The sequence below is a fragment of the Pseudomonas citronellolis genome, assembly GCF_900112375.1.
In the GTDB taxonomy this organism is placed as follows: domain Bacteria; phylum Pseudomonadota; class Gammaproteobacteria; order Pseudomonadales; family Pseudomonadaceae; genus Pseudomonas; species Pseudomonas citronellolis.
The window spans coordinates 1-25,120 of the sequence record NZ_FOLS01000006.1 but is presented as its reverse complement, the minus strand read 5'-3'; the positions used below and the strand labels follow the sequence as shown (position 1 = coordinate 25,120).

At 64.1% G+C, this 25,120-nt stretch carries 19 protein-coding genes; 12 read left to right on the top strand and 7 right to left on the bottom strand.

What is annotated here, in order from left to right:
- Positions 1–68: 68 nt before the first annotated feature.
- The 6 genes from BM060_RS07395 to BM060_RS07370 all read right to left on the bottom strand — a co-directional run bounded on the left by BM060_RS07395 (position 69) and on the right by BM060_RS07370 (position 6,860).
- On the bottom strand, positions 69–890 hold the full coding sequence (locus BM060_RS07395; RefSeq protein ID WP_074978796.1) for an ABC transporter permease: 822 nt from the start codon (positions 888–890) through the stop codon (positions 69–71).
- The gene (locus BM060_RS07390) at positions 880–1,830 is read right to left on the bottom strand and encodes an ABC transporter permease (protein ID WP_074978793.1); all 951 of its coding nucleotides are present in this window, start codon (positions 1,828–1,830) and stop codon (positions 880–882) included. The genes BM060_RS07395 and BM060_RS07390 overlap by 11 nt, the downstream gene beginning before the upstream one ends.
- Position 1,831: 1 nt before the next feature.
- Positions 1,832–2,860 (bottom strand): ABC transporter ATP-binding protein, encoded by a 1,029-nt coding sequence (locus BM060_RS07385; RefSeq protein WP_074978791.1) that lies wholly within the window; start codon positions 2,858–2,860, stop codon positions 1,832–1,834.
- Between the two features lie 194 nt (positions 2,861–3,054).
- Positions 3,055–4,200 carry a putative ABC transporter substrate-binding protein YdcS gene (ydcS, locus tag BM060_RS07380; RefSeq protein ID WP_074978790.1) on the bottom strand — a complete coding sequence of 382 codons (1,146 nt, stop codon included), beginning with the start codon at positions 4,198–4,200 and terminating at the stop codon, positions 3,055–3,057.
- Positions 4,201–4,319: 119 nt separating this feature from the next.
- Positions 4,320–5,828 carry a gamma-aminobutyraldehyde dehydrogenase gene (locus BM060_RS07375; protein WP_074978788.1) on the bottom strand — a complete coding sequence of 503 codons (1,509 nt, stop codon included), beginning with the start codon at positions 5,826–5,828 and terminating at the stop codon, positions 4,320–4,322.
- A gap of 120 nt (positions 5,829–5,948) precedes the next feature.
- A complete protein-coding gene (locus BM060_RS07370; RefSeq protein ID WP_009616507.1) occupies positions 5,949–6,860 on the bottom strand; it encodes a LysR family transcriptional regulator in 912 nt (303 codons plus the stop codon).
- A gap of 327 nt (positions 6,861–7,187) precedes the next feature.
- Here BM060_RS07370 and BM060_RS07365 point away from each other — a divergent pair, with 327 nt between their 5' ends.
- From BM060_RS07365 to BM060_RS07350, 4 genes are all read left to right on the top strand, one after another.
- On the top strand, positions 7,188–7,904 hold the full coding sequence (locus BM060_RS07365) for a tellurite resistance TerB family protein (RefSeq protein WP_074978786.1): 717 nt from the start codon (positions 7,188–7,190) through the stop codon (positions 7,902–7,904).
- Positions 7,905–7,999: 95 nt separating this feature from the next.
- A complete protein-coding gene (locus BM060_RS07360; RefSeq protein ID WP_074978784.1) occupies positions 8,000–8,725 on the top strand; it encodes a DUF533 domain-containing protein in 726 nt (241 codons plus the stop codon).
- A gap of 113 nt (positions 8,726–8,838) precedes the next feature.
- Positions 8,839–9,321, top strand: a complete 483-nt coding sequence (gene eco, locus BM060_RS07355) for a serine protease inhibitor ecotin (protein ID WP_058487278.1) — start codon at positions 8,839–8,841, stop codon at positions 9,319–9,321.
- A 300-nt stretch (positions 9,322–9,621) separates the two neighbouring features.
- Positions 9,622–10,164 (top strand): P-loop NTPase family protein, encoded by a 543-nt coding sequence (locus tag BM060_RS07350; RefSeq protein WP_074978782.1) that lies wholly within the window; start codon positions 9,622–9,624, stop codon positions 10,162–10,164.
- A 405-nt stretch (positions 10,165–10,569) separates the two neighbouring features.
- On the opposite strand, the gene BM060_RS07345 is transcribed toward BM060_RS07350, so the two are convergent.
- Positions 10,570–11,523 (bottom strand): LysR family transcriptional regulator, encoded by a 954-nt coding sequence (locus tag BM060_RS07345; RefSeq protein ID WP_074978780.1) that lies wholly within the window; start codon positions 11,521–11,523, stop codon positions 10,570–10,572.
- Positions 11,524–11,639: 116 nt separating this feature from the next.
- On the opposite strand from BM060_RS07345, the gene BM060_RS07340 reads away from it, so the two are divergent.
- The 8 genes from BM060_RS07340 to BM060_RS32275 all read left to right on the top strand — a co-directional run.
- Positions 11,640–13,298 carry a GMC family oxidoreductase gene (locus tag BM060_RS07340; RefSeq protein ID WP_074978777.1) on the top strand — a complete coding sequence of 553 codons (1,659 nt, stop codon included), beginning with the start codon at positions 11,640–11,642 and terminating at the stop codon, positions 13,296–13,298.
- A 120-nt stretch (positions 13,299–13,418) separates the two neighbouring features.
- On the top strand, positions 13,419–15,041 hold the full coding sequence (locus BM060_RS07335) for an MFS transporter (protein ID WP_074978775.1): 1,623 nt from the start codon (positions 13,419–13,421) through the stop codon (positions 15,039–15,041).
- Between the two features lie 739 nt (positions 15,042–15,780).
- A complete protein-coding gene (locus BM060_RS07330; protein ID WP_074978772.1) occupies positions 15,781–17,031 on the top strand; it encodes a calcium-binding protein in 1,251 nt (416 codons plus the stop codon).
- A gap of 311 nt (positions 17,032–17,342) precedes the next feature.
- The gene (locus BM060_RS07325; protein ID WP_074978770.1) at positions 17,343–18,566 is read left to right on the top strand and encodes a glycosyltransferase family 4 protein; all 1,224 of its coding nucleotides are present in this window, start codon (positions 17,343–17,345) and stop codon (positions 18,564–18,566) included.
- Between the two features lie 39 nt (positions 18,567–18,605).
- Entirely contained in the window at positions 18,606–20,762 is a 2,157-nt protein-coding gene (locus BM060_RS07320) for a type I secretion system permease/ATPase (protein WP_074978768.1), read from the top strand.
- On the top strand, positions 20,759–22,174 hold the full coding sequence (locus tag BM060_RS07315) for an HlyD family type I secretion periplasmic adaptor subunit (RefSeq protein WP_074978766.1): 1,416 nt from the start codon (positions 20,759–20,761) through the stop codon (positions 22,172–22,174). The genes BM060_RS07320 and BM060_RS07315 overlap by 4 nt, the downstream gene beginning before the upstream one ends.
- A gap of 9 nt (positions 22,175–22,183) precedes the next feature.
- Positions 22,184–22,768: a hypothetical protein gene (locus BM060_RS32280; protein WP_135499966.1), complete on the top strand. Its 585-nt coding sequence runs from the start codon at positions 22,184–22,186 to the stop codon at positions 22,766–22,768.
- On the top strand, positions 22,761–25,120 hold a 2,360-nt coding region (locus BM060_RS32275; RefSeq protein WP_305728538.1), incomplete at its 3' end, for an SPM autocatalytic domain-containing protein. The genes BM060_RS32280 and BM060_RS32275, both read left to right, overlap by 8 nt.

The following is a 25,120-nucleotide window of genomic DNA, read 5'->3' as shown; positions in this document are numbered from 1 at the left end:
CTCCTGCTCCGATCAAGTCCCCTCTCCCTTCAGGGAGAGGGTTAGGGAGAGGGCCGCACGGCACGGTGTCACTTCCCACTCCCCGCCACGCCCTCGCCACCCTTGGTCAGGTAGTAGGCGCCGAGGATCGGCAGCATGGTCACCAGCATCACCAACATGGCCACCACGTTGGTCACCGGCACGTCGCGCGGGCGCGTCAGTTGGTTGAGCAGCCAGATCGGCAGGGTGCGTTCGTGGCCGGCGGTGAAGGTGGTCACGATGATCTCGTCGAAGGACAACGCGAAGGCCAGCATGCCGCCGGCCAGCAGGGCCGAGCCGAGGTTCGGCAGGATCACGTAGCGGAAGGTCTGCCAGCCGTCGGCGCCCAGGTCCATCGAGGCTTCGATGAGGCTGTGGGAGGTGCGGCGGAAACGGGCGATCACGTTGTTGTAGACGATCACCACGCAGAAGGTTGCGTGGCCGATGACGATGGTCAGGAAGCCCGGTTCTATCCCCAGCGTCTTGAACGCCGACAGCAGCGCGATGCCGGTGATGATGCCGGGCAGGGCGATCGGCAGGATCAGCATCAGCGAGATGCCCTCCTTGCCGAAGAAGTCGCGGCGGTACAGCGCGGCCGCGGCCAGGGTGCCCAGGAGCATGGCGATCAGGGTGGCGATGCAGGCGATCTTCAGCGACAGGGTGATCGACTCCAGCACGTCCTGGCGGCCGAAGGCGACGCTGAACCAGTGCAGGGTGAAGCCCTGCGGCGGGAAGCTGAACGCGGCGTCCTCGGTGTTGAAGGCGTACATGAAGATGATCAGGATCGGGAAGTGCAGGAACACCAGCCCGCCCCAGGCGGCCGCTTTCAGGCCGAAGGAGGCCTTCTCTTGAGATGAAGAGTCAGAGTGCATCGAAGGCCCCCAGGCGTTTGACGATGGACAGGTACACGGCGATCAGCACGATGGGCACCAGGGTGAAAGCGGCGGCCATCGGCATGTTGCCGATCGCGCCCTGCTGGGCGTAGACCATGCTGCCGATGAAGTAGCCCGGCGGGCCCACCAGCTGCGGCACGATGAAGTCGCCGAGGGTCAGGCTGAAGGTGAAGATCGAGCCGGCGGCGATGCCCGGGATCGACAGCGGCAGGATGACCTGCGCGAAGGTCTGCCGCGGATGCGCGCCAAGGTCGGCCGAGGCTTGCAGCAGCGACGGCGGCAGGCGCTCCAGGGAGGCCTGGATCGGCAGGATCATGAACGGCAGCCAGATGTACACGAACACCAGGAAGCGCCCCAGGTTCGAGGTGGACAGGGTGTTGCCGCCCACACCGGGCACGTCCATCAGCAGGTCCAGCAGCCATTGCAGGCCGAGGTGGTGTACGAACCACATGGCCACGCCGCCCTTGGCCAGCAGCAGGGTCCAGGCGTAGGCCTTGACGATGTAGCTGGCCCACATCGGCATCATCACCGCGATGTAGAAGAAGGCCTTGGTCTTGCCGCTGGTGTAGCGCGCCATGTAGTAAGCGATGGGGAAGGCCACCACGCCGCTGGCGATGGACACGGCGATGGCCATTGCCAGGGTGCGCTGGATGATGTCGAAGTTGGCCGGGGTGAACAGGGCGGCGAAGTTGGCCCAGGTCAGGTCCGGCGTCACCGTCATGGTGAAGTCGTCGAAGGTGTAGAAGCCCTGCCACATCAGGGTCAGCAGCGAGCCCAGGTAGATGGCGCCGAACCACAGCAACGGCGGCACCAGCAGCAGCGAAAGGTACAGCGTCGGCTTGCGGTACAGCAGGTTGGACAGCCGGCGCAGTGGGCCGTTGCCGGCCGTGGGCGCCTGCGCGTTCATCGTCAGTTCCATCTCAGGCGCCCTCGTTCAGCGCCACCATGGCCTCGCGCGCCCAGCGCGCAGTCACGCGCTGCCCCGGCTGGTGGGCCACGGCGGCGGCGTCCCACTGGCTGTTGGCCTGGCTCAGGCAGAGGTTCTGGCCGTTGTCCAGGCGGATTTCGTAGCGGGTGGCGGCGCCCTGGTACTGGATGTCGTGCAGCAGGCCGCTGATCTCCAGGTCGCCGGCGCCGCGCTCGCCGCTGGCGAAGCGGATGTGCTCGGGGCGGATGGAGAACGGCTGGGCGTTGCCGGTGAGTTGCTGGGCCAGGTTGCCGCGCAGCACGTTGGAGGTGCCGACGAACTCGGCGACGAAGGGCGTGGCCGGTTGCATGTACAGGTTGCGCGGGGTGTCGACCTGCTCGATGCGGCCCTTGTTGAACACCGCCACGCGGTCGGACATCGACAGCGCTTCGCTCTGGTCGTGGGTGACGAAGATGAAGGTGATGCCCAGCTGGCGCTGCAGCTTCTTCAGCTCGCTCTGCATCTGCTCGCGCAGCTTCAGGTCCAGCGCGCCCAGGGGTTCGTCCAGCAGCAGCACCCGCGGGCGATTCACCAGGGCCCGGGCGAGCGCTACGCGCTGGCGCTGGCCGCCGGAGAGCTGCACCGGCTTGCGGCTGCCGTAGCCGCCGAGGGCGACCATGCCCAGGGCTTCCTCGGCGCGCTTCAGCCGCTCGGCCTTGGCCACGCCTTTCACCTTCAGGCCGTAGGCGACGTTCTCCAGCACGTTCATGTGCGGGAACAGCGCGTAGTCCTGGAACACCGTGTTCACGTCGCGCTGGTACGGCGGCAGGCCGGCGGCCTCCTCGCCATGGATGCGGATGGAGCCGGAGGAGGGCTGTTCGAAACCGGCGATCAGGCGCAGGCAGGTGGTCTTGCCCGAGCCCGAGGGGCCGAGCATGGAGAAGAACTCGCCGTCCTTGATGTCGATGGACACCCGGTCGACGGCTTTCACCTCGCCGAACTGGCGGGAGACCTGGGTGAATTGAACAGCGGGGGTGGTCATGGGGCACGCTCCAGGGGCAGGAATCCGGCGTACGAAGGCCCTGCCCGGAAAAATCGGGTGAATCAGAAACGGATGTCGGGAAAGCGGGACGTAGGATGGGTTGAGCGAAGCGATACCCATCGATCGGGCATCGCTCCGCGGTGATGGGTTTCGCGGAGCTCAACCCATCCTACGGATGTCCCTACGACGCTGGCTTAGCGGCCGCCCATGATCGCGATGTAGTCCTGGGTCCAGCGGCTGTAGGGCACGAACTTGCCGCCCTCGGCCTGCGGGGTCTTCCAGAAGGCGATCCTGGCGAACTGGTCGAAGCCGTTGGTGGCGCAGCCTTCGGCGCCCAGCAGCTCGCTGGCCTTGCAGCCTTCCGGCGCGGCCGGCACCGAGCCGAACCAGGCGGCGACGTCGCCCTGCACCTTGGGCTCCAGCGACCAGTTCATCCACTTGTAGGCGCAGTTCGGGTGCGCGGCCTCGGCGTGCAGCATGGTGGTGTCGGCCCAGCCGGTGACGCCTTCCTTCGGGAACACGGTGGCGATCGGCTGTTTCTCGCCCTTCAGCGCGTTGGCCTGGTACGGCCAGGAGCTGGAGGCGGCCACGCCTTCGTTCTTGAAGTCGCTCATCTGCACGGTCGCGTCGTGCCAGTAGCGGTGGATCAGCGAATGCTGCTTGCGCAGCAGGTCGAGCACGGCGCCGTACTGCGCCTCGGTCAGCTGGTACGGGTCCTGGATGCCCAGTTCCGGCTGGGTGCTCTTCAGGTACAGCGCGGCGTCGGCGATGTAGATCGGGCCGTCGTAGGCCTGCACGCGGCCCTTGTTCGGCTTGCCGTCGGGCAGGTCCTGCGCCTGGAACACCACGCTCCAGCTGTCCGGCGCCTTGGGGAAGACCTTGGTGTTGTACATCAGCACGTTCGGGCCCCACTGGTACGGGGTGCCGTAGGTCTTGCCGTTGACGGTGTACCAGGGCGCGTCCTTCAGGCGCGCGTCGACGTTCTTCCAGTTGGGGATCAGCTCGGGGTTGATCGGCTGCACGCGCTTGCCGTAGATCAGCCGCAGCGAGGCGTCGCCGGAGGCGGTGACCAGGTCGTAGCCGCCCTTGGCCATCAGGCTGACCATCTCGTCGGAGGTGGCGGCGGTCTTCACGTTGACCTGGCAGCCGGTGTCCTTCTCGAACTGGGTGACCCAGTCGTAGGCCTTGTCGGATTGGCCGCGTTCGATGTAGCCCGGCCAGGCGATGATGTCCAGGCGGCCTTCACCGGCGCCGACCGCCTTGATGGCGTCGGCGGCCTGTACGCCGGCGCTGGCCAGCAGGGCGGTGGTGATGGCGCTGAACAGTGCTGTCTTGCGCATGCGATGTCTCCCTCGTTTGTTGTCTCTATTGGTGGGGCAGTGTCAATCGAGCAACGGCCCTCGCGCGGCGTACCGCCGGGGCATTTCTTATGTACCGGCGGGCGGGCCCGCCGGGGCGTTCAATCCAGGCGGTCGCCGTGGCGGGCCATGATGTGGCGCACCACGCTGTAGTCCTGCAGCGAGTCGCTGGACAGGTCCTTGCCGTAGCCCGAGCGCTTGAGGCCGCCGTGGGGCATCTCGCTGGCGAGCATGAAATGGGTGTTGATCCAGGTGCAGCCGTACTGCAGGCGGTTGGCGATCTGGAAGGCCTTGTCCAGGTTCTGCGTCCACACCGAGGAGGCCAGGCCGTATTCGGAGTCGTTGGCCCAGTCCACCGCCTGTTCCAGTTGCTCGAAGCGCGTCACCGTGACCACCGGGCCGAACACCTCGCGCTGGACGATCTCGTCCTGCTGCTTGCAGCCGGCCAGCAGCGTGGGCTGGTAGTAGAAGCCGGGGCCGGAGTGCACGGCGGCGCCGGTCACGCGCTCGATGTGCGGCTGGCCCAGGGCGCGTTCGACGAAGCTGGCCACGCGGTCGCGCTGGCGGGCGCTGATCAGCGGGCCGATCTCGTTGTCCTGGTCGCGCTTGCGGGCGAAGCGGATGCTTGCCACCGCCTCGCCTAGCTCGGCCACCAGGCGGTCGTGGATGCCGGCCTGGGCGTAGATGCGGCAGGCGGCTGTGCAGTCCTGCCCGGCGTTGTAGTAGCCGTGGGTGCGCACGCCCTGGACGACCGCCTCGATATCGGCGTCGTTGCAGACGATGACCGGCGCCTTGCCGCCCAGCTCCAGGTGGGTGCGTTTCAGGGTGCGCGCGGCGGCCTGGAGGATCTTCTGCCCGGTGACGATATCGCCGGTCAGCGAGACCATGCGCACCCGCGGGTGGCCGACCAGGTGGCTGCCGACGTTCTCGCCGCCGCCGCAGACGATGTTGAGCACGCCCGGCGGGAGGATGTCCGCCAGCGCCGGGGCCAGCGCCAGGATCGACAGCGGGGTGTGCTCGGAGGGCTTGAACACCAGGGTGTTGCCGGCGCCCAGGGCCGGGGCGATCTTCCACGCGGCCATCATCAGCGGGTAGTTCCAGGGCGCGATGGAGGCCACCACGCCCACCGGGTCGCGGCGCACCATGCTGGTGTGCCCGGGCACGTACTCGCCGGCCAGCTGGCCCTGCTGGCAGCGCACGGCGCCGGCGAAGAAGCGGAACACGTCGGCGGTGGCGGGGATGTCGTCCTGTCGCGCCAGGTGCAGCGGCTTGCCGCAGTTCAGGGCTTCCAGGCGGGCGAGGGCGTCGGCGCGCTTGTCGATGGCGTCGGCGATGGCCAGCAGCGCGGCGGAGCGTTGCGCCGGGGTGGTCCGCGACCATGCCGGGAAGGCGCGCTGGGCGGCGTCGATGGCCTGTTCGATCTGCTCGGGGGAAGCATCGGCGACCGAGACCAGGGTTTCGCCGCTGGCGGGGTTGAGGATCGCCTCGGCAAGGCCCTGGCCGGGCGTCAGCTGACCGTCGATCAGCAGCTCGGTGTACAGGGTCGGGGTGCTCGCCAGGGCGTTCATCTTCGCGGCTCTTTTCTTCTCGGTCTTGTTTTCGGGGGCCATGGGTTGCTCCGGTGGGTTGCCCGGAACTGGCCCTTTTGTATGAAGCCAGAGACTAGATTCCGGGCCTGGGGTCGACAAATTCTAAATACTGAAAGTGGCATTCGATTAAATCGAATGCTGCTAGATGGAAGGCCGCTTGGCGTTGGGTTGTTCACGGGCCACGGTGAGGAATGGGTCTACCAGCGCCGGCCGCGCCGTGCCGCGGCGCCAGGCCAGGCCGACGTCCAGCGGCTCGCCGAGGTCCACCAGCGGGCGCGCCTCGATGATGTCGCCCTCGAGCGACCAGGGGCGGTAGGTCATGTCCGGCTGGATCGACAGGCCGAGGCCGGCGGCCACCAGGCTACGCACGGCCTCCACCGAGGCGGTGCGCAGCGTCACCTGCGGCACCAGCCCGGCGCGCGACCAGATGCGCTGGGTGTGCAGGCCCATCTCGTCGGCGTTGAGCTGGATCAGCGGCTCCCCGGCGACGTCCGCCAGGCCGATGCTGTCGCGCTCCAGCAACGGGTGTTGGGCCGGCAGCCAGAGGCGGTGCGGCGAATGGGTGAGCACCTCGGTCTGCAGGGCGTGGCGGTCTTCCAGGTTGGAGAGGATCAGCACGCCGACGTCGATCTCGCCGCTCACCAGCAGGTGCTCTATATAAGGCCGCTCGTCCTCCACCACGCGCGTCTGCACGTTGGGGTAGGCGCGCTGGAAGCGGGTGATGAGGTCGGCCAGGTAGTAGCCGGCCACCAGGCTGGTCACGCCGATGGTCAGGCTGCCGGCGACCTTGTCGGTGCTCTGCTGCAGGCTGCGCTTGGCGTTTTCCACCGTGGCCAGGATCAGGTGCGCCTGGCGCAGGAACTGGTGGCCCTGGTGGGTGAGCGTCATGCCCTTGGCGTGGCGCTCGAACAGGCGCACGCCGATTTCCTCCTCCAGCTGCTGGATGGCCAGGGTCAGGGTGGACTGGGAAATGAACACCGCCTGGGCGGCGGCGGAGATCGAACCGGTCTCGGCGACGGCGATGAAATGGCGGATCTGGCGCAGGGTCATCATGGGTGGCAGGCCATGGCTTTTGTGCTTTATCGAAAATCTATAGGAGCATTCTTTTAAATCGAATGAAAGCACCCGCCCAACCCGCCTGTTCTTCGTAGGAGCGAGCTTGCTCGCGAACGGATTCCGCCGCGGGGATCATTCGCGAGCCGCGGCGATGGGTATCGCTTCGCTCAACCCATCCTACGACGACGTTCTCCTGCACCTGTAGGAGCGGGCCCTGCCCGCGATTCGTACTCCCCGGCAATATCCCGAAGCACTCTGCGCCTGCGCACCCACGGGAGCGGGCGCTAGAGTCGAGGTTTCCCTCAACCGACCCAGGAGACCGCCATGAACACCCGTGGCCTGCTCGACCAACTGCTCAAATCCGGCCAGGACCTCCTGCAGAACAAGGGCCTCGCCCAGAGCGGCGGCCAGCCCGGCCAGGCCCAGGGCAAGGGCGGCCTGGACCTCGGCAGCCTGCTCTCCGGCGCCGGTGGCGGCGCCCTGGCCGCCGGCGCGCTGGGCCTGCTGCTGGGCAGCAAGAAGGCGCGGAAGATGGGCGGCAAGGTCGTCACCTACGGCGGCCTGGCCGCCCTCGGGGTGATCGCCTACAAGGCCTACGGCAACTGGCAGCGCCAGCAGGCCAGCGCGCCGCGCGGCGAGCCGCAGACGGTGGACCGCCTGCCGCCGGTGGAGGCCGAGGCCCACAGCCACGCCATCCTCCGCGCCCTGGTGGCGGCAGCCAAGGCCGATGGCCATATCGACGCCCGCGAACGCCAGTTGATCGACGGCGAGATCGCCAAGCTCACCGGCGACCTGGAACTGCAGGGCTGGCTCGACCGCGAACTGGCCAAGCCGCTGGACCCGCGGGAAGTGGCGGGGGCCGCGCAGAGCGAGGAAATGGCCGCCGAGATGTACCTGGCCAGCCTGCTGATGGTCGACGAGGAGAACTACATGGAACGCGCCTACCTCGACGAACTGGCCCGCCAGCTGAGCCTCGACCCGGGCCTCAAGGCCGAGCTGGAAGCCCAGGCGCAGAAGGCCCTGCAGGCACTGCCGGCCTGATTCTCAGCGCGCCCCTGAATAGTCCCGGACGGCATTGGCGGAATCCGCCACCGGGACTATCGTTGCCTGACTGCAACCACGCCGAGGGCGCTGCCATGAACACCACGGATCTGCTGGAACAACTGCTGCGGGCCGGCCAGGGCGCGCAGGCGCAACAGGGCGGCGCAGGCGGCCTGGGAGGCCTTGGCGGGTTGCTTGGCGGCCTGCTCGGCGGAGCCACCGGCGGTGGCGCAGCGGCCGGAGGCCTGGGTGGCCTCGGCGGCGTGCTGGGCAGCATGCTCGGCGGCGGCGCCCCGGCCAGCCAGGGCCGCTCCAGCGGCGGCGGGGTCAACTACGCCATGCTCGCCTCCCTGGGCATGATGGCCTTCCAGGCCTACCAGAACTGGCAGCAGCAACAGGCGGTCGCCGCGCAGCAACAGCCGCCGACCACCGTCGACCAGCTCTCCGGCGACGAAGCCGAAGCCCACAGCCACGCCATCCTCATCGCCCTGATCGCCGCGGCCAAGGCCGACGGCCGCATCGACGACAAGGAAAAGCAGGCGATCTACGCGGAAATCTCCCGCCACGCCGGCGAGCCGGAACTGCAGGCCTGGCTCGACAACGAAGTGCAGAAACCCCTCGAAGCCGCCGACGTGGCTCAGGCCGCGCAAGGCGACCCGGGCAAGGCCGCGGAAATGTACCTGGCCAGCGTGATGCTGGTGGACGACCAGCAGGAAAGCGAGCGCAACTACCTGGACGAGCTGGCCTACCAGCTGCAGCTCGACCCGGAACTGCAGGCGCACCTGGAACAGCAGGCCAAGACCGGCGGTGAAGTAGCCTGAAACAACTTCGCGCGGCCCTGGGCCGCGCATTCGTACAGGCACATGGTCGAAGGGACGCAATCAACCCGGACGAATGTATCCTGCGTTCGCCCTTCAACCGGCAAGGAGGCGTCATGCCCTTCACCCGTTTCACCCTCTCCACCGCGCTGCTGCTCAGCGCCACCGCCACCCTGGCCAACGCCGCCAAACTCGAAGACGTGGCGCCCTATCCCAAGGCCGAAGACGGCTTCGTGCGGCAGGTCATCCACCTGCCGCAGCAAGCCCACGAAGAGAACTTCAAGGTCGAAGTCCTGGCCGGCAAGACCCTGACCGTCGACTGCAACCGTCAACGCCTGGGCGGCAGCCTGGAAGAAAAGACCCTGGAGGGCTGGGGCTACCCCTACTACCGCCTGGACAAGGTCGGCGGCCCGGCCAGCACCCTGATGGCCTGCCCGCAAGGTGCCAGCAAGAAGGACTTCGTACCGGTGGTCGGCGACGGCTTCCTGCTGCGCTACAACAGCAAGCTGCCGATCGTGATCTACGCACCGAAAGACATCGAAGTCCGCTACCGCATCTGGTCCGCCTCGGACAAGGTCGAACACGCCCGCGCCGAGTAAGCCCCCCGACCAAGCCCATGCATCCTCGTAGGAGCGGGCCCGGCCCGCGAAATCGCGCGCAGGGCGCGCTCCTACATGGGAATGGCGCGGGTGTGGCAGCGTAGGAGCGGATCTTATCCGCGATCCTGCTGACAGGGCCGGCACTCGGCCGGGCAGGGCGATGGGTATCGCTTCGCTCCACCCATCCTACGAAGAGCGCCACGGTTCGGCCTGCGGTGCAGTTCGCCTGATCTCTCTTAACGCCAACGCCAGGGTTGCCGCACAATACGCGGCCCGCAGCAGGCCAACAGGGAGCGTTCTGTGCAAAGAATCCTGATCATCGGCTCCGGTGGCAGCGGCAAGAGCACCTTGTCCGCCACCCTTGGCCAGCGCCTGGCGCTACCGGTCATCCACATGGACGCGCTGTACTGGCAGCCCGGCTGGCAAGAGCCGGAAAAACCGGACTGGCAGGCCCGCGTACAGGTGCTTTGCCAGGGCGAGCGCTGGGTGATGGACGGCAACTACTCCGGCACCCTGGCGCAGCGCCTTGCCGCCTGCGACACCGTGATCTTCCTCGACCTGCCACCCTTGCTCTGCCTGTGGCGCGCCCTCTGGCGCGGCTTCCGCTACCGCGGCCGAGTCCGCCCGGACATGGCCGAAGGCTGCCCTGAGCAATTGCCCGATCCGGCATTCCTGAACTGGATCTGGAACTACCCCAAGCGCAGCCGCCCCAAGGTAATGGAATTGCTGGATGCGCACCGGCAGGGGCGGCGCATCATCCATTTGCGCTCGCGACGTGAGGTCAGGCAGTTTCTCCGAGAGTTGGACTGGAGTCCGTCTGCGACAGCGGAACACAACTTCTGAGTGCAGAGACCTGAATCGCCAGCACCGCGCTGGTAGGAGCGAGCTTGCTCGCGAAGGGGACTTGCCGGCGACTCTGGTGTTTTCAGTTGAATCCGTCCCCTCTCCCCAGCCCTCTCCCTGAAGGGAGAGGGAGCTTGTCCGTGCCGGCGGAAAGGTCAGTTTCAGCCGGATAACACCGAAATTACCGGCTAACTCCAGAACTCCCGTTTCTGCCCAACGGTCCCCTCTCCCTTCAGGGAGAGGGTTAGGGAGAGGGCGCTCTCATGCCTGGCACCGGCATGACCGGGAAACTCTGTTCGCGAGCAAGCTCGCTCCTACAAAAGCGTCCCACCGCCCAACCCACGGGGCTCCGACCTTGGCGCAGGAAAGCCTAGAAAGAAATAACCGCTTAATATGGGGCGGCCATCAGTCCTGCGGCTGATGTTCCGCCAGCTTTGTTCCTCCGGGGAGGCCTGTTGTCATTCCAGTCTTCGGCTCCCCCATCAACACGCCCTGCTCCCGCTCACACAACCCCACCAGAAAATCCCAAACCAACCTCAGCCGCACCGACCGGTGCAACTCCCTTCGCGTACACATCCAGTACTCCCGCTCGATGAATTCCTCCGGCAGCACCGGCACCAGCAGCGGGTCGTGCAGACCCATGAACTGCGGGAGGATGGCCAGGCCGACGCCAGCCTGGGCGGCTTGTTGCTGGGCCACCACGCTGGTGCTGCGGAACACCACCTGGGGGTGGCGGCAGAAGCTGTGGTGGAACATCAGTTCCTGGCTGAACAGCAGGTCGTCCACGTAGCCGATCCACTGGTGCTTGCACAGGTCGTCGCGGTCGCGCAGGGGCGGGGCCTTTTCCAGGTAGGCGGGGCTGGCGAACAGGCTCAGGCGGTAGCGCGTCAGGCGGCGGCTGATCACCAGGTCGGCGTTGGGCCTTTCCAGGGTGATGGCGATGTCCGCCTCGCGGTTGGTGATGCTGACGAAGCGCGGCACCGACACCAGTTCCAGCTCGAGGCCTGGGTACTGGCGCATCAGCTCGCCCAGGCGCGGGGCGAGGAACATGGTGCCCAGGCCCTCGGTCACGCCCAGGCGCACCTGGCCCAGGGGGCTGATGCTCTGGCTCATTTCCTCCTGGGCGAGCAGGGCGGTGTTCTCCATGGCCTCGGCGTGCTTGAGCAGCGCCAAGCCCGCCGGGGTCAGCTGGTAGCCGCCGGTGTGCTGGGCGAACAGCTGGGTGCCCAGGTCGCGTTCGATGTTCTCGATGTGCCGGGCCACGGTGGCGTGGGTGGTGTTCAGCTTGCGCGCGGTGGCCAGCAGGCGGCCGCTGCGGTGCAGTTCGAGGAAGTAGCGCAGGTCGTTCCAGTCGAACATGGCGGGCTCCGTTGTTAGAAAACGATCAGCAGCTGACTCGAAATGTTCGTTTTTTTATCGCGAATGAGCGGCTAGCCTCAAGCGACGCATCGATAAGAACAACAAGAGGTCAGCCCATGCCCCAGGCACTGGACGCTTTCGACTACCTGATCGTGGGGGCCGGCCCCGCCGGTTGCCTGCTGGCCAACCGGCTGTCCGCCGACCCGGCCAACCGCGTGCTGCTGATCGAAGCCGGCGGCCCCGACAACTACCCCTGGATCCACATCCCCGTCGGCTACCTCTACTGCATCGGCAACCCGCGCACCGACTGGTGCTTCGATACCGAGTCCGTTCCCGGCCTCAACGGCCGCGCCATCAAGTACCCCCGTGGCCGCGTGCTCGGTGGTTGCTCGTCGATCAACGGCATGATCTACATGCGCGGCCAGGCCCGCGACTACGACGGCTGGGCCGCCGAGGGCAACCCCGGCTGGGGCTGGAGCGACCTGCTGCCACTGTTCCTCGGCATGGAGGACCACTTCGCCGGCGACAGCGCCATCCACCATGGCGGCGGCGAATGGCGGGTGGAGCAGCAGCGGCTGTCCTGGGAAATCCTCGATGCCTTCCGCGAGGCGGCGGCGCAGACCGGCATCGCTTCGGTGGACGACTTCAACGGCGGCGACAACGAAGGCTGCGGCTACTTCCAGGTGAACCAGCGCGGCGGCGTGCGCTGGAACGCCTCCAAGGCCTTCCTGCGCCCGGTCGAGCAGCGCCCGAACCTGCTGGTACTGACGAATGTCGAGGCGCAGCAGCTGATCCTCGAAGACGGCCGCGCCAAAGGCCTGGTGGTGGACTGGCAGGGCGCCCGCCGCGAGCTGCGGGCGCGCCGCGAGGTGATCCTGTGCGCCGGCGCCATCGGCTCGCCGACCCTGCTGCAGCATTCGGGCATCGGCCCGCGGCCCTTGCTGGAGCAACTGGGCATCGGTGTGCGCCACGAACTGGCCGGCGTCGGCGAGAACCTGCAGGACCACCTGCAGCTGCGGCTGATCTACCGCATCCAGGGCACCCGCACGCTGAACCGCATCGCCGCCACGCCCTGGGGCAAGGTCGGCATGGGCCTGGAATACCTGTTCAAGCGCAGCGGCCCGTTGTCCATGGCGCCGAGCCAACTGGGCGCCTTCGCCAAGTCCGACCCCGGCCAGGCCTCGGCCAACCTCGAATACCACGTGCAGCCGCTGTCCCTGGAGCGCTTCGGCGAGCCGCTGCACGCCTTCCCGGCCTTCACCGCCTCGGTGTGCGACCTGCGCCCGCAAAGCCGCGGCAGCGTACGCATCCGCAGTACCGACCCGCGCGCCAAGCCGCTGATCCAGCCCAACTACCTGAGCCACCCGGAAGACCTCAAGGTGGCCGCCGACGCCATCCGCCTGACCCGCCGCATCGCCGCCGCGCCGGCCCTGGCGCGCTTCCGCCCGGAGGAATACAAGCCCGGCCCGGACTTCCACAGCGAGGAAGACCTGCACCGCGCCGCGGCTGACATCGGCACCACCATCTTCCACCCCGCCGGCACCTGCCGCATGGGCAGCGGGCCGAATGCCGTGGTCGATAGCGAGCTGCGCGTGCACGGCATCCCCGGCCTGCGCATCGCCGACGCTTCGATCATGCCCAGCCTGACTTCCGGCAACAGCTGCTCGCCGGTGCTGGTGATCGCCGAGAAGGCGGCGCGGATGATCCTGGCCGAACCCTCGCGGCAGGCGGAGGTCATCCCTATCAGCGGCCGGGAGGAGAAGGCCCTGTCCTGACGGCCACCCCGGCGGGAGGAGCACGAGGTTCGACACCAGACAGCGTCGCGCGGCCCCCGGGCCGTGGCGGTCGAGGCTGAAACAACAATAAGAGCCCCCACGAGGGGCAGGAGAGCCGTAATGACCGATCTAGCACAGCCCCAGTCGTTCGAACGGGGGCGCTCAAGCAGCCGCGAAGAGCGCAAGGTGATCTTCGCTTCCTCGCTCGGCACCGTGTTCGAGTGGTACGACTTCTTCCTCTACGGATCGCTGGCCGCGGTCATCAGCAAGCAGTTCTTCGCCGGCGTCAACGACACCACCGCCTTCATCTTTGCCCTGCTGGCCTTCGCCGCCGGCTTCCTGGTGCGGCCCTTCGGCGCCCTGGTGTTCGGCCGCCTGGGCGACATGATCGGGCGCAAGTACACCTTCCTCGCCACCATCCTGCTGATGGGCCTGTCGACCTTCTGCGTCGGCCTGCTGCCGTCCTACGCCAGCATCGGCGTGGCCGCGCCCATCATCCTCATTGCCCTGCGCCTGCTGCAGGGCCTGGCCCTGGGCGGCGAATACGGCGGCGCGGCCATCTACGTCGCCGAGCACGCCCCGGCCAACAAGCGCGGCGCCTACACCAGCTGGATCCAGTGCACCGCCACCGCCGGCCTGCTGCTGTCGCTGCTGGTGATCTGGGGCTGCCGCCAGGCCACCGGCGAGGCCTTCGAAGCCTGGGGCTGGCGCCTGCCGTTCCTGATCTCCATCGTGCTGCTGGGCATTTCCACCTGGATCCGCCTGTCCATGCAGGAGTCGCCGGCGTTCCTGAAGATGAAGGCCGAAGGCAAGATCAGCAAGTCGCCGCTGAAGGAGTCCTTCACCAACTGGAGCAACCTGAAGATCGTGCTGATTGCCCTGTTCAGCATCAACGCCGGCCAGGCGGTGACCTTCTACGCCGCGCAGTTCTACGTGATGTTCTTCCTCACCCAGGTGCTGAAGGTCGACCCGGGGCTGTCCAACGTGCTGCTGATCATCTCCCTGGTGATAGGCGCGCCGCTGTTCGTGCTGGCCGGCTGGGTGTCCGACAAGGTCGGGCGCAAGCCGGTGCTGGTGGTCGGCCTGCTGCTGGCAACGGTGTTCTACTTCCCGCTGTTCAAGGCCCTGACCCACTACGCCAACCCGCAGATCGACCAGGCCTCGCGCCAGGCCCCGGTGGTGGTGATGGCCGACCCGGCCACCTGCACCTTCCAGTTCGACCCGGTGGGCAAGGCCAAATTCGACAGCCCCTGCGACAAGGCCAAGACCCTGCTGGTGAAGGGCGGCGTGCCCTACAGCACCCAGGCCGCACCGGCCGGCAGCGAGCTGGTGGTAAGCGTGGGCGAGAAGCGCATCGAAGGCTTCGACGCCGCCGCCCTGGGCGCCGCGGTGAAGGAAGCCGGCTACCCGACCCAGGCTGACGCCTCGCTGGTGAACCGGCCGATGGTGATCGCCATCATCGTGGCGCTGATCTTCATCGCCACCTGCTGCTACGGCCCGCTGGCGGCGCTGATGGTCGAGCTGTTCCCGACGCGCATCCGCTACACCTCGCTGTCGCTGCCGTACCACATCGGCAACGGCTGGTTCGGCGGCCTGTTGCCGACCATCTCCTTCGCCCTGGTGGTGTACACCGGCAACATCTTCTACGGCCTCTGGTACCCGGTGCTGATCACCGGCGTGAGCCTGGTGTGCTCGCTGCTGTTCCTGCGCGAGACGCGGCATAACGACATCCATGCCGATTGATCATGGCGCCGCCGGCTTTCGGCTCTTCGTAGGAGCGAGCTTGCTCGCGAACGGTGCCTTCCGGCGGCAGCTGTGTTTCAGGTTGACTCCGCCCCCTCTCCCCAACCCTCTCCCTGAAGGGAGAGGGGGCTGTCCGGCGCGCTCGGGAAAGTTCGGCGTCAACCTGTATGAGCGGACTCTGTCCGCGAATCGCGCGCAGGGCGCGCTCACCCGTCCGTGCCACCGGGGCGTCCGGCGTGGCCGGCAAATCCAATCGCGGACGGAGTCCGCTCCTACGCCCGTGCTTCTCTGAACCGTAGGAGCGGACTCTGTCCGCGATTCGGCGGATAACGCCGTAGGCGTTATGCGCCCTACGTCCGGCCGGGGCGGGTGTGTTCAGAACAACTCCATCTGCCGATTGACCGTGCTGCAAGAGCAAGACGGCCCGCCTCGTGCGGGCCGTCGTGCAAGTGTCGGGGACGTGCTGACAGATAATTCAGGGCTGCCGAGTTCTTCATCATGTCCCATTTTCGCTGCGATATCCGGGAACGAGCATGCGGGTGACAGGGAAAGTGGACTGCATACTCTCTTGAACGCTCGCTCTAAAAACGCTCTGTCTTCCAAGGCCTTCAGGGGGGAACAGGTCATGCAGGGCCTCCGGGAAGCGAGCCCGCGCCGGTTGCCGGCAAGGGCTGGAAGACATCCTCGAGTACTGATGGAAACAGCAAGCAGTGGAAGGACATGACAAGGAGATCGAGCGATGAGCAAGCACTACGCGAACGACCTGGAGTATCCATTGCTCTTGGGCGCGCAGCCTCTGGGGCTGGGCCGGGAGGGCGGCTACGTCGAGGGCGGCCCGTCGGATGATACGTTGATCGGCGGCGCTGGAGATGACCTGCTGTACGGCGACGCTGGTGACGACTTTCTCGAGGGGGGCGGCGGCGACGATTACCTGATGGGAGGCGATGGCGAAAACACCTACTACTTCGCTCCCGGCTGGGGAAACGACACCATAGAGCCGCACCCGCTGTATGACTGGGAAACCGGTATCACCAGGCCACCCGGCGATAGCATCGAGTTCGGCCCCGGTATTTCCGGCAGCGACATACGGCTGGTCAAGAACGGCAACGATCTCATGATCTTCGGCCAGGATGGGCGTGACTCCATCGCCCTGTTGGGCTACTTCGACGAGGCCGGCCCGCTGCGCGAGATACGTTTCGCCGATGGCACGCGCTGGCTGCCTGAACATATCCTCGACCAGGTGCTATCGGGAACCGAGAACGACGACGATCTGCACGGTGATGATCGGGACAATCGGATTTCCGGTGGCCTGGGCAACGATCGGTTATTCGGTGAGAAGGGAGACGACCACCTCGATGGTGGGGAGGGAAACGACTATCTGCTGGGTGGCGATGGGGACGATACCCTCATCGGTGGCGCTGGCGATGATTTCCTCATGGGGCATTCCGGCCATAACCGTTACCGCTTCGAGAGGAACTGGGGGGCGGATCGCCTCTTCAGCACCAATGGCAAGGATGGTCGGGAAACGCTGGAGTTCGGCGAGGGAGTGGACCCTTCAAGCCTGAGGATCGCCGAGCGGGATGGCGTTCTGTACCTGATCCAGGAAGGCACCGGCAACCGGCTCGAATGGTCGGGCTATTTCGATTTCAAGCACGGAGATGCCGAGATTCGCTTCGCCGATGGCACCGTCTGGGGGCGTGACTATATCGACGCCGCATTGCAGCGTGGAGGTTCCCGCCAGGGGCGTTGCGATTTGCCCGGCGGCCCTGGCAGCCATACGCCGATGTCGCCGCTGGACGAGTCGCCTGGAGCGCCGCCGGCTGCAGCATCCGGCAGGCTCGATGCCGATGGCTTGCTGCTCACTCTCGAAGGCAAGGCTCATCAACTGGTCAACGTGCTTGCGGCGTTCGGTACGCCGCCTGCCAGCGGCTCCCTGGGTGCGGTTGCGGTGAGCACGCAGTTGGAGCATCTCCTGGCAGTCGCTGGCTGACTCCGGAGGAGTGGCTCCTCGGTGTGAGCCGAGGAGCCTTTGACCTTTGCCATCCAACTATTTCGGCTCCAGTTCCGGCGAAAGAATCGTCGTGTCGAGTTCCTGGGAAATTTCCATTGTTTCTGTAGCGTTTAGGAAAAATTTGCAGGCAGAACTGGAAGTGGACTGCATACGTTCCTAGGGCCTCCTCTTAAAAAGACTCCCAGCTATCCAGGGCATTTCAGGGAGTCGATCATGCTGCGCATTTCACGTGGGAGTTATCGAGCCAGTCCGCTAGTCTGCGGCCGCCAGCAACGGACGGGAGTCATCCTGTGAAGGTCCTGTTGCTGCACCAGAACTTCCCTGGCCAGTTCCGCTACCTGGCTCGGAGCTTGGCCAGCGATTCCGCCTGCGAGGTGCGGGCCGTCGGCTTGGACAGCGCGCCAGGGCTACCCGGTGTGCCACTGCTCCGATACCGTCCCACCCGGGCGCCGGCCAGACAGGCGCATGGTTATCTGCGCACGCTGGAAAACGCAGTGCTGCATGGCCAGCAGGTAGCGCGATTGCTGCTGCAACAGCGGCGCAAGGGATATCGCCCGGATGTGATCCTGGCGCATCCCGGCTGGGGAGAGACGCTGTTCGTCAAGGACGTATTCCCCGACGTCCCCTTGATCCATTTCTGTGAGTTCTATTACCAGCATCAAGGGGCGGATGCGGGCTTCGATCCCGAGTTTCCCTCGACGCTGGACGACTCCGCGCGCCTGCGTTTGCGCAATACCCTGCATCTGCTCAACCTCGAACAGTGCGACCTGGGCGTCACGCCAACCCATTGGCAGCATTCCCTTCATCCCGAGGCCTATCGGGGAAAGATCCGTATCGCCCACGAAGGCGTTCCGGTCGATGAGTTGCGACCGGACCCTCAAGCCTCGCTGGTTCTACCCTGCGGTCGGCAACTGCGAGCCGGGCAGCCAGTGGTGACCTACGTGGCGCGCAACCTGGAGCCTTACCGGGGCTTCCATAGCTTCATGCGTTCGCTGCCGGCCATTCTGGCGGCCAACCCGCACGCCCAGGTGCTCGTCGTCGGTGGCGACGGTTGCAGCTACGGGGCGCCGCCGCAGGATGCCGCCAATTGGCGCAGCAAGTTGCTGGAGGAAGTGTCGCCGGACCCGGAGCGCGTGCACTTTCTCGGCAAGGTGCCGTATGCAACCTACCGGCGCGTGCTGCAGGTCTCCGCAGCCCATGTCTACCTCACCTATCCCTTTGTCCTGTCCTGGTCGCTGCTCGAGGCGATGGCCAGCGGCTGCCTGGTCGTCGGTTCGGATACCGCGCCGGTACGCGAGGTGATCGAAGACGGGCGCAACGGTTACCTGGTCGACTTCTTCTGCGCGCAAGCCATCGCCGAGCGCGTCCTGGCTGCCCTGGAACAGCCGGCTTCGCAGCAGCAGCGGGATGCCGCCCGGCTCACGGCACAACGTTACAGCGTCACCGCTGGGCTCGAGGCCTACCGCCAGTTGCTGGCCGATGCCCTCGAAGGAAGGGCCGTGGCGGCTCGCTGAGGCCATGGACGCACTCTTGGAAAAGCACAAGGAAAACCGATGCCCCTGGAACAACCCGAAGGCATAGCCGATGCCACCTCGAAACTGGACAGCGGAGTGGCCTGTCTGGTGATGCTGGCGCGTTTTCATCAGGTCGCCGTTTCGCCGGAGCAACTGACCCATGAGTTCAGCCCGTCCCAGGAAGGCTTCGGTACTGCTGAAATCCTCCTGGCGGCGCGCAAGCTTGGCCTCAAGGCGCGCGCCGCGCGCAGCACGATCGATCGACTGGCCAGAACGCCGCTCCCTGCCATAGCCCGGTCGAATGCCGGCGGCTTCTTCCTCATCGCACGGCTCGACCAGGGGCAGGCACTGATCCAGGACCCCAATGCACAGCGGCCGGAAGTCTGCTCCCTGGCTGACCTGGAGAGTCGCTGGAGTGGCGAGCTGATTCTGGTCCGCTCCGAGGCCTCGGATGCCGCCGGTCTTTCCCGTTTCGACTTCACCTGGTTCATCCCGGCCGTGGTCAAGTACCGCAAGCCACTGGGGGAGGTCCTGGTGGCGTCTTTCGTGTTGCAGATATTCGCTCTGTTGACGCCGCTGTTCTTCCAGGTGGTGATGGACAAGGTACTGGTGCACCGAGGGCTTTCGACCCTGGACGTACTGGCGGTCGGCCTGCTCGGCATCATGCTGTTTGAAACCCTGCTCAGCGGCTTGCGCAGCTACGTCTTCGCCCATACCGCCAGCCGCATCGACGTGGAACTTGGTGCGCGCCTGTTCCGCCACCTGATCACGCTGCCACTGGCGTATTTCCAGGCGCGTCGCGTCGGCGACTCGGTGGCGCGGGTGCGCGAACTGGAGAACATCCGCAACTTCCTCACCGGCAATGCCATCACCCTGGTGCTCGACGTGCTTTTCTCGGTGGTGTTCATCGCCGTGATGTGTTTCTACAGCGGCTGGCTGACCCTGGTGGTGGTGCTTTCGCTGCCCCTGTATTTCCTGCTTTCGCTATTCGTCACGCCACTGCTGCGCGCGCGGGTGCAGGAAAGCTTCAACCGCGGGGCCGAGAACCAGGCCTTCCTGGTGGAAACCATCAACGGCATCGATACCCTCAAGTCGATGGCCGTCGAACCGCAAACCACCCGCAAGTGGGACAACCAACTGGCGGCCTACGTGGCGGCCGGCTTCAAGACACAGAGCCTGTCCATGCTGGCCAACGAGGGTGTCTCGCTGATCGGCAAGCTGGTCACGGTCGCCACCCTGTGGCTGGGCGCGCGCCTGGTCATCGAGGGCCAACTCACCGTAGGGCAGTTGATCGCCTTCAACATGCTGGCAGGCCGGGTGTCGCAACCGATCATGCGCCTGGCGCAGCTGTGGACGAATTTCCAGCAGACCGGCGTATCGGTGCAGCGCCTGGGGGACATCCTCAACAGCCAGACGGAGCTTTCGCAAACCTCCCGCAGCAGCCTGCCCGCGCTGAAAGGCCGCGTGGAATTCGACCAGGCGCATTTCCGCTATCGTCCAGACGGTTCGGAGGTGCTGCGTGGCATCAGCCTGAGCGTCGCTGCGGGCGAGGTCATCGGCATCGTCGGCCGCTCCGGCTCCGGCAAGAGCACCCTCACGCGCCTGCTGCAGCGGCTGTACGTGCCCGAGCGCGGGCGGGTGCTGGTGGATGGCATGGACCTCGCGCTGGCCGACGTTTCTTCGCTGCGTCGCCAGATCGGCGTAGTGCTGCAGGATAACCTGCTGTTCAACCGCAGCATCCGCGAGAACATCGCGCTGACCGACCCCGGCGTGCCGGTGGAAACGGTGATCCAGGCCGCGCGTCTAGCCGGTGCCCATGAGTTCATCCTGGAACTGCCGGAAGGCTACGACACCCTGGTCGGCGAACATGGCTCCTCTCTATCCGGAGGCCAGCGGCAGCGCATCGCCATCGCCCGGGCGCTGATCGGCAACCCGCGCATCCTGATCTTCGACGAGGCCACCAGCGCCCTGGACTACGAGTCCGAGCGCGTGGTTCAGCAGAACATGAAGGCCATCTGCAAGGGGCGCACCGTGATCATCATCGCGCACCGCCTGAGCGCTGTGCGCGATGCCCATCGCATCGTGGTCATGGAGCGTGGCCAGATAGTCGAACAGGGCAGTCATGCCGAACTGCTCGCCCACCAGGCCGGGCACTATTCGCGCTTGTTCCGCCTGCAGCAGGGCGGTGCGCCATGAGCGCCCGCCGTGAACTGCTGCAGCGCTACCGTGAGGCATGGCGCCAGGCCTGGCGCAATCGCCAGGCGATGGACGCGCCGCAACGCCTGCCCCATGAAGTGCAGTTCCTGCCCGCGGCCCTGGCCTTGCAGGAGCAGCCGGTCGGTCCGCTGGTGCGCTACATCAAATGGTCGATCATGGCCTTTGCCGCCCTGGCCGTACTCTGGGCCTGCCTGGGCGAGATAGACGTGGTCGCCACTGCCCGCGGCAAGATCGTGCCCAGCGGCAAGACCAAGGTCATCCAGCCCAGCGAGGTGGCCGTGGTCAAGGCCATCCATGTCTACGACGGGCAGCAGGTGAAGGCCGGCGACCTGCTGCTGGAACTGGACCCGAGCCAGACCGAGGCGGACGTGGAACGCCTGAAAGCGGACCTGCTGGCGGCCAGGGTGGATAGCGCCCGCGCAAGCGCCATGCTCGAAGCCATCCGCGACGGAATCGAACCCGACTCCCTGGCGAAGCGCCTGCCCCAGGCCAGCGAAGAGCAGCGCCAAAGCGCCCAACGCTGGCTGAGCGGGCAATACCTGGAGCTACGCAGCAATGTCGAGCAGACCCAGGCGCTGATCGAACAGCGCAGTGCGGAAATCCAGGCGGCGCAATCCACGGTCGACTCCCTGCGCATCACCCTGCCCATCGCCGAGCAACTGGCGGCGGACTACAAGCGCCTGATGGAGCGCCGCTTCGTCGCCAAGCACGCCTGGCTGGAGAAGGAACAGTCCCGCCTGGAGCAGACCCGCGAGCTCGCGGTGCAAAAGGCTCGCCTGCTGGAACTGCGGGCCTCCAGGCGCGAAGCCGAACAGCGCCGCGAAGGCGTGATCGCCCAGGCCCGCCGGGCCATGCTCGACCTGCAGCAGCAATCCGAACAGAAGGCCGCCGCCCTGTCCCAGGAACTGCGCAAGGCACAGCAGCGCGACCAACTGACCCGCCTCACCGCCCCTGTGGACGGCACCGTCCAGCAACTGGCCATCCACACCCGCGGCGGCGTGGTCACCGCAGCCCAGCCCCTGATGGCCATCGTGCCCAAGGACCAGCCCGTGGAAGTGGAAGCCATGTTGGAAAACAAGGACATCGGTTTCGTCTGGCCCGGGCAGGAAGTGGAAATCAAGGTCGAGACCTTCACCTTCACCAAATACGGCGTGGTGCCGGGCGAAGTCATCAGCATCTCCGACGACGCTATCGAGGATGAAAAGCGCGGGCTGCTCTACAGCATGCGTATCCGGTTGAAGCAAAACCATATCCGCGTCGGCACGCGGGATATTCCGCTGACGCCGGGAATGGCGGTCAGTGCGGAGGTGAAAACGGATAAACGGAAGGTGATCGAGTATTTCCTGAGTCCGCTTAAACAGTATGTGAGTGAGAGTTTGGGGGAGAGGTAAGAACAAACTATGAGGCTGATTTATAGACGGGCGTTGGGATTTTTAAAAAGGGGTTTATATGGCGGAGGGTCAAGAACGATGAATGTGCTAATTGGATTTTTTCGTCAAGTGAGGGATTTGTTTCGCGGTGATGAGTTTCTTGTCGGGACTAGGATTGGGATTGTTTTGCTGGTGTTTTTTTCTGTTTTCCACTTTGTTGATATTTTGACCGATAGAAAAATTGAAGGGGAGGTTAATAGTTTTTCTGGTGTTTTGTATCACGTTACTTCTGGATCTTCAATTGGTAATACCGTTGTTTATAGGGATGGCGACAAGTATCGATGGTTATTTGCATCTCCTAGATATGTAAGGATTTTGGGGTTAAGAGAATATAAAGGGAAGGAGTTGGTGTTCAATGCAATCGGGAGAGAGTTGTATTCCTGTAAATATCAGGGGCGGGAGGTGTGTGGCTCAAGATGCTCTAATTTGAATGAATGTCAAAATAGAAAGGATTCAGCGTTGGGAACTATCTGGATAATGTTTGTTTTGGCGATTTTTACAGTTTCTTCGTTTTTAATTTATAAATTAAGAGATAGGAGGTGTGTCAATGTCTAAGTTTTCATCTGTTGCCGGTTTGGCCAGCGGAGTGGCTGGTCATATTTCAAATAAAACAAATGGCTCAGTAGCTGTTGCTAATGCTGCTAAAGATGTTCGCGATATGAAGAGGAAGAAGGAAATTAGTTCTTCTGATATTCTGGCAGCTAGCGCATCAGCATCTTCCGCAGCTCTTTCATTTGCACCACTTTCAAAAGTGGCGGCTCCTGCATCTGCATTGTCAAGTGCTCTGGCGGTTTTAAATGATATAAAGGCAAATGGAGAGGCATCTGACCGCTCCTTGCTTTCTGCACTAGCCTCGTTGGCTGGGGTTGCCGGTTTAATTGCGTCTGGGCCGGCTGCAGCAGCTTTATTTGCAGCGGCTGCAATAGGTCTGGGGTTATATGCTCTTTCTACTGATAGTGAAAATAGAGAGATTGCACAGGCTGTATCGGAATTGTTCGATGCAATAGGCTCGCTCAAGGAAAGGTATAAGGATGAGGTGTCTCCAGATAAATGGGGAGGGATGGTCGGATCTCCGCCACTTTGGACTTGGAATGAGTTACAGCAGAGTTACATTGATGGTGGCCAGTCCTGTCTTCCCCTGCTGATTCCGGAGTTGCAGAAGGATTTTAAAGACTCTGAGCAGAATGCCTCCCCCTTGATCCTTGACCTCGATGGGGATGGTGTTGAGACCCTTGGTAAGGATGCTGGCATTCATTTCGATCATGATGGCAACGGCTTTGCCGAACTGAGCGGCTGGGTTGGCAAGGATGATGGCCTGCTGGTGTTCGATCGAAATGGCAATGGCGAGATCGACGACGGGAGTGAACTGTTCGGCAATAACACGGATCTCGCCGATGGCGGAAAGGCAACCAATGGTTTCCTGGCCCTCGCGGACCTGGACAGCAATGGAGATGGCTGGATCGATGCCGGTGACGAAGCCTTTTCCCAATTGAGAGTCTGGAAGGATAGCAACAGTAATGGAAAGGTGAATGAAGGAGAATTATTGACGCTGGAGGATGCGGGCGTAGGCAAACTGTCGACCGGGTTCTCCAACCAGAACAAGGTAGATGAGCACGGCAACAAAATTCTTCAGCAGGGTGGCTATGTCGATCTGAATGGCGACACCCAAGCCATGGATGATGTCTGGTTCACTTTCGATAGTGCAAATACGCAAGATAGGAACAAGGTGGACCTTGGTTCGGAATTTTCATCCTTGCCCAATGTGGCCGGGTTCGGGAGTGTTTCTGATTTGAATCAGTCCATTGCCAAGGACTCTACTGGAAGAATAAGAGAGTTGCTGGGGGAGTATGTTGAAGAAAAGAATTTTTCCAAAAAATCGGAGATTCTTGATTCTTTGATTTATGCCTGGGCAGGTGTTCAGGATATAGATCCTAATGATCGTGGTGCTGCCAATAATAAGCTGGGAGATGCTCGAAAAATAGCAGCGTTGGAGCGCTTTCTTGGCGAGAACTATGTGAACAAGTGGCAGGCTGGTGGACTGGGCCCTAATGCTGCTGGTCTACTGGCGCAAGCGTACTCGAAGCTCAAGGATTATGTCGCTACACAGTTGCTGGCTCAATCGAGTTTCAAACATCTTTATGATCGTGTGAGTTTGTCCTTCGATGAGGCTAGCGGACAGTTCAGGTTGGATGTTTCGCTTCTGGTCGATGAACTGATAACCGAGTATCAGACAAGAGGAGAGAGTGGGGCGGGATTCATCGGCGAGTTTGCCAAGAATATAAAAGCGTTGAAAACGGATGCTGGCGTCCAGGCACTTGAGGAGATACGGAGGGCTGGGAGATCGCTTGGGGGGACCTTGGGTATCGTGCTTGCGTCTCTAGGCGCGAGTCTGGTTGTGGGAGGCACTAATAATGGGCGCCTGAGTGGGACCGATACCGACGACCTGCTGTTGGGTGTGGCTGATAATGAGAGACTGAGCGGCGGAAGTGGCAATGACACGCTGATTGGTGGCGCAGGTAATGACCACCTTGAAGGCGGTAGCGGTAGTGATGTTTATTACTTTGAGCGTGGCTGGGGGCAGGACACGGTTTTCAATTATGACAGAAGCACCGACAAAGTTGATGCTATCGAATTTGGCAATGACATCTCGACTGACGACATCCTGGTGGGGCGCTGGGGCTCCGACCTGATCCTGAGCCTGAAGGGCAGTGACGATCGGATCACACTCAGTAATTACCTCACTAACGACGGTAATAACTCATATCGTCTGGAAGAAATCCGTTTCGCCGACGGCACCATCTGGGATGTCGAACGGATCAAGGCGATGTTGCTGCAAGGAGGCGAGGGCAATGACACCCTTACCGGCTATGCCACTGATGATCACCTGAGCGGCGGCGCCGGTAATGA

Bases quoted from the DNA above. Each gene is read 5' to 3' on its own strand.
- BM060_RS07395 (WP_074978796.1), bottom strand. From the start codon at position 890: ATGCACTCTGACTCTTCATCTCAAGAGAAGGCCTCCTTCGGCCTGAAA.
- BM060_RS07390 (WP_074978793.1), bottom strand. From the start codon at position 1,830: ATGGAACTGACGATGAACGCGCAGGCGCCCACGGCCGGCAACGGCCCA.
- BM060_RS07385 (WP_074978791.1), bottom strand. From the start codon at position 2,860: ATGACCACCCCCGCTGTTCAATTCACCCAGGTCTCCCGCCAGTTCGGC.
- ydcS (WP_074978790.1), bottom strand. From the start codon at position 4,200: ATGCGCAAGACAGCACTGTTCAGCGCCATCACCACCGCCCTGCTGGCC.
- BM060_RS07375 (WP_074978788.1), bottom strand. From the start codon at position 5,828: ATGGCCCCCGAAAACAAGACCGAGAAGAAAAGAGCCGCGAAGATGAAC.
- BM060_RS07370 (WP_009616507.1), bottom strand. From the start codon at position 6,860: ATGATGACCCTGCGCCAGATCCGCCATTTCATCGCCGTCGCCGAGACC.
- BM060_RS07365 (WP_074978786.1), top strand. From the start codon at position 7,188: ATGAACACCCGTGGCCTGCTCGACCAACTGCTCAAATCCGGCCAGGAC.
- BM060_RS07360 (WP_074978784.1), top strand. From the start codon at position 8,000: ATGAACACCACGGATCTGCTGGAACAACTGCTGCGGGCCGGCCAGGGC.
- eco (WP_058487278.1), top strand. From the start codon at position 8,839: ATGCCCTTCACCCGTTTCACCCTCTCCACCGCGCTGCTGCTCAGCGCC.
- BM060_RS07345 (WP_074978780.1), bottom strand. From the start codon at position 11,523: ATGTTCGACTGGAACGACCTGCGCTACTTCCTCGAACTGCACCGCAGC.
- BM060_RS07340 (WP_074978777.1), top strand. From the start codon at position 11,640: ATGCCCCAGGCACTGGACGCTTTCGACTACCTGATCGTGGGGGCCGGC.
- BM060_RS07335 (WP_074978775.1), top strand. From the start codon at position 13,419: ATGACCGATCTAGCACAGCCCCAGTCGTTCGAACGGGGGCGCTCAAGC.
- BM060_RS07330 (WP_074978772.1), top strand. From the start codon at position 15,781: ATGAGCAAGCACTACGCGAACGACCTGGAGTATCCATTGCTCTTGGGC.
- BM060_RS07320 (WP_074978768.1), top strand. From the start codon at position 18,606: ATGCCCCTGGAACAACCCGAAGGCATAGCCGATGCCACCTCGAAACTG.
- BM060_RS07315 (WP_074978766.1), top strand. From the start codon at position 20,759: ATGAGCGCCCGCCGTGAACTGCTGCAGCGCTACCGTGAGGCATGGCGC.
- BM060_RS32280 (WP_135499966.1), top strand. From the start codon at position 22,184: ATGAGGCTGATTTATAGACGGGCGTTGGGATTTTTAAAAAGGGGTTTA.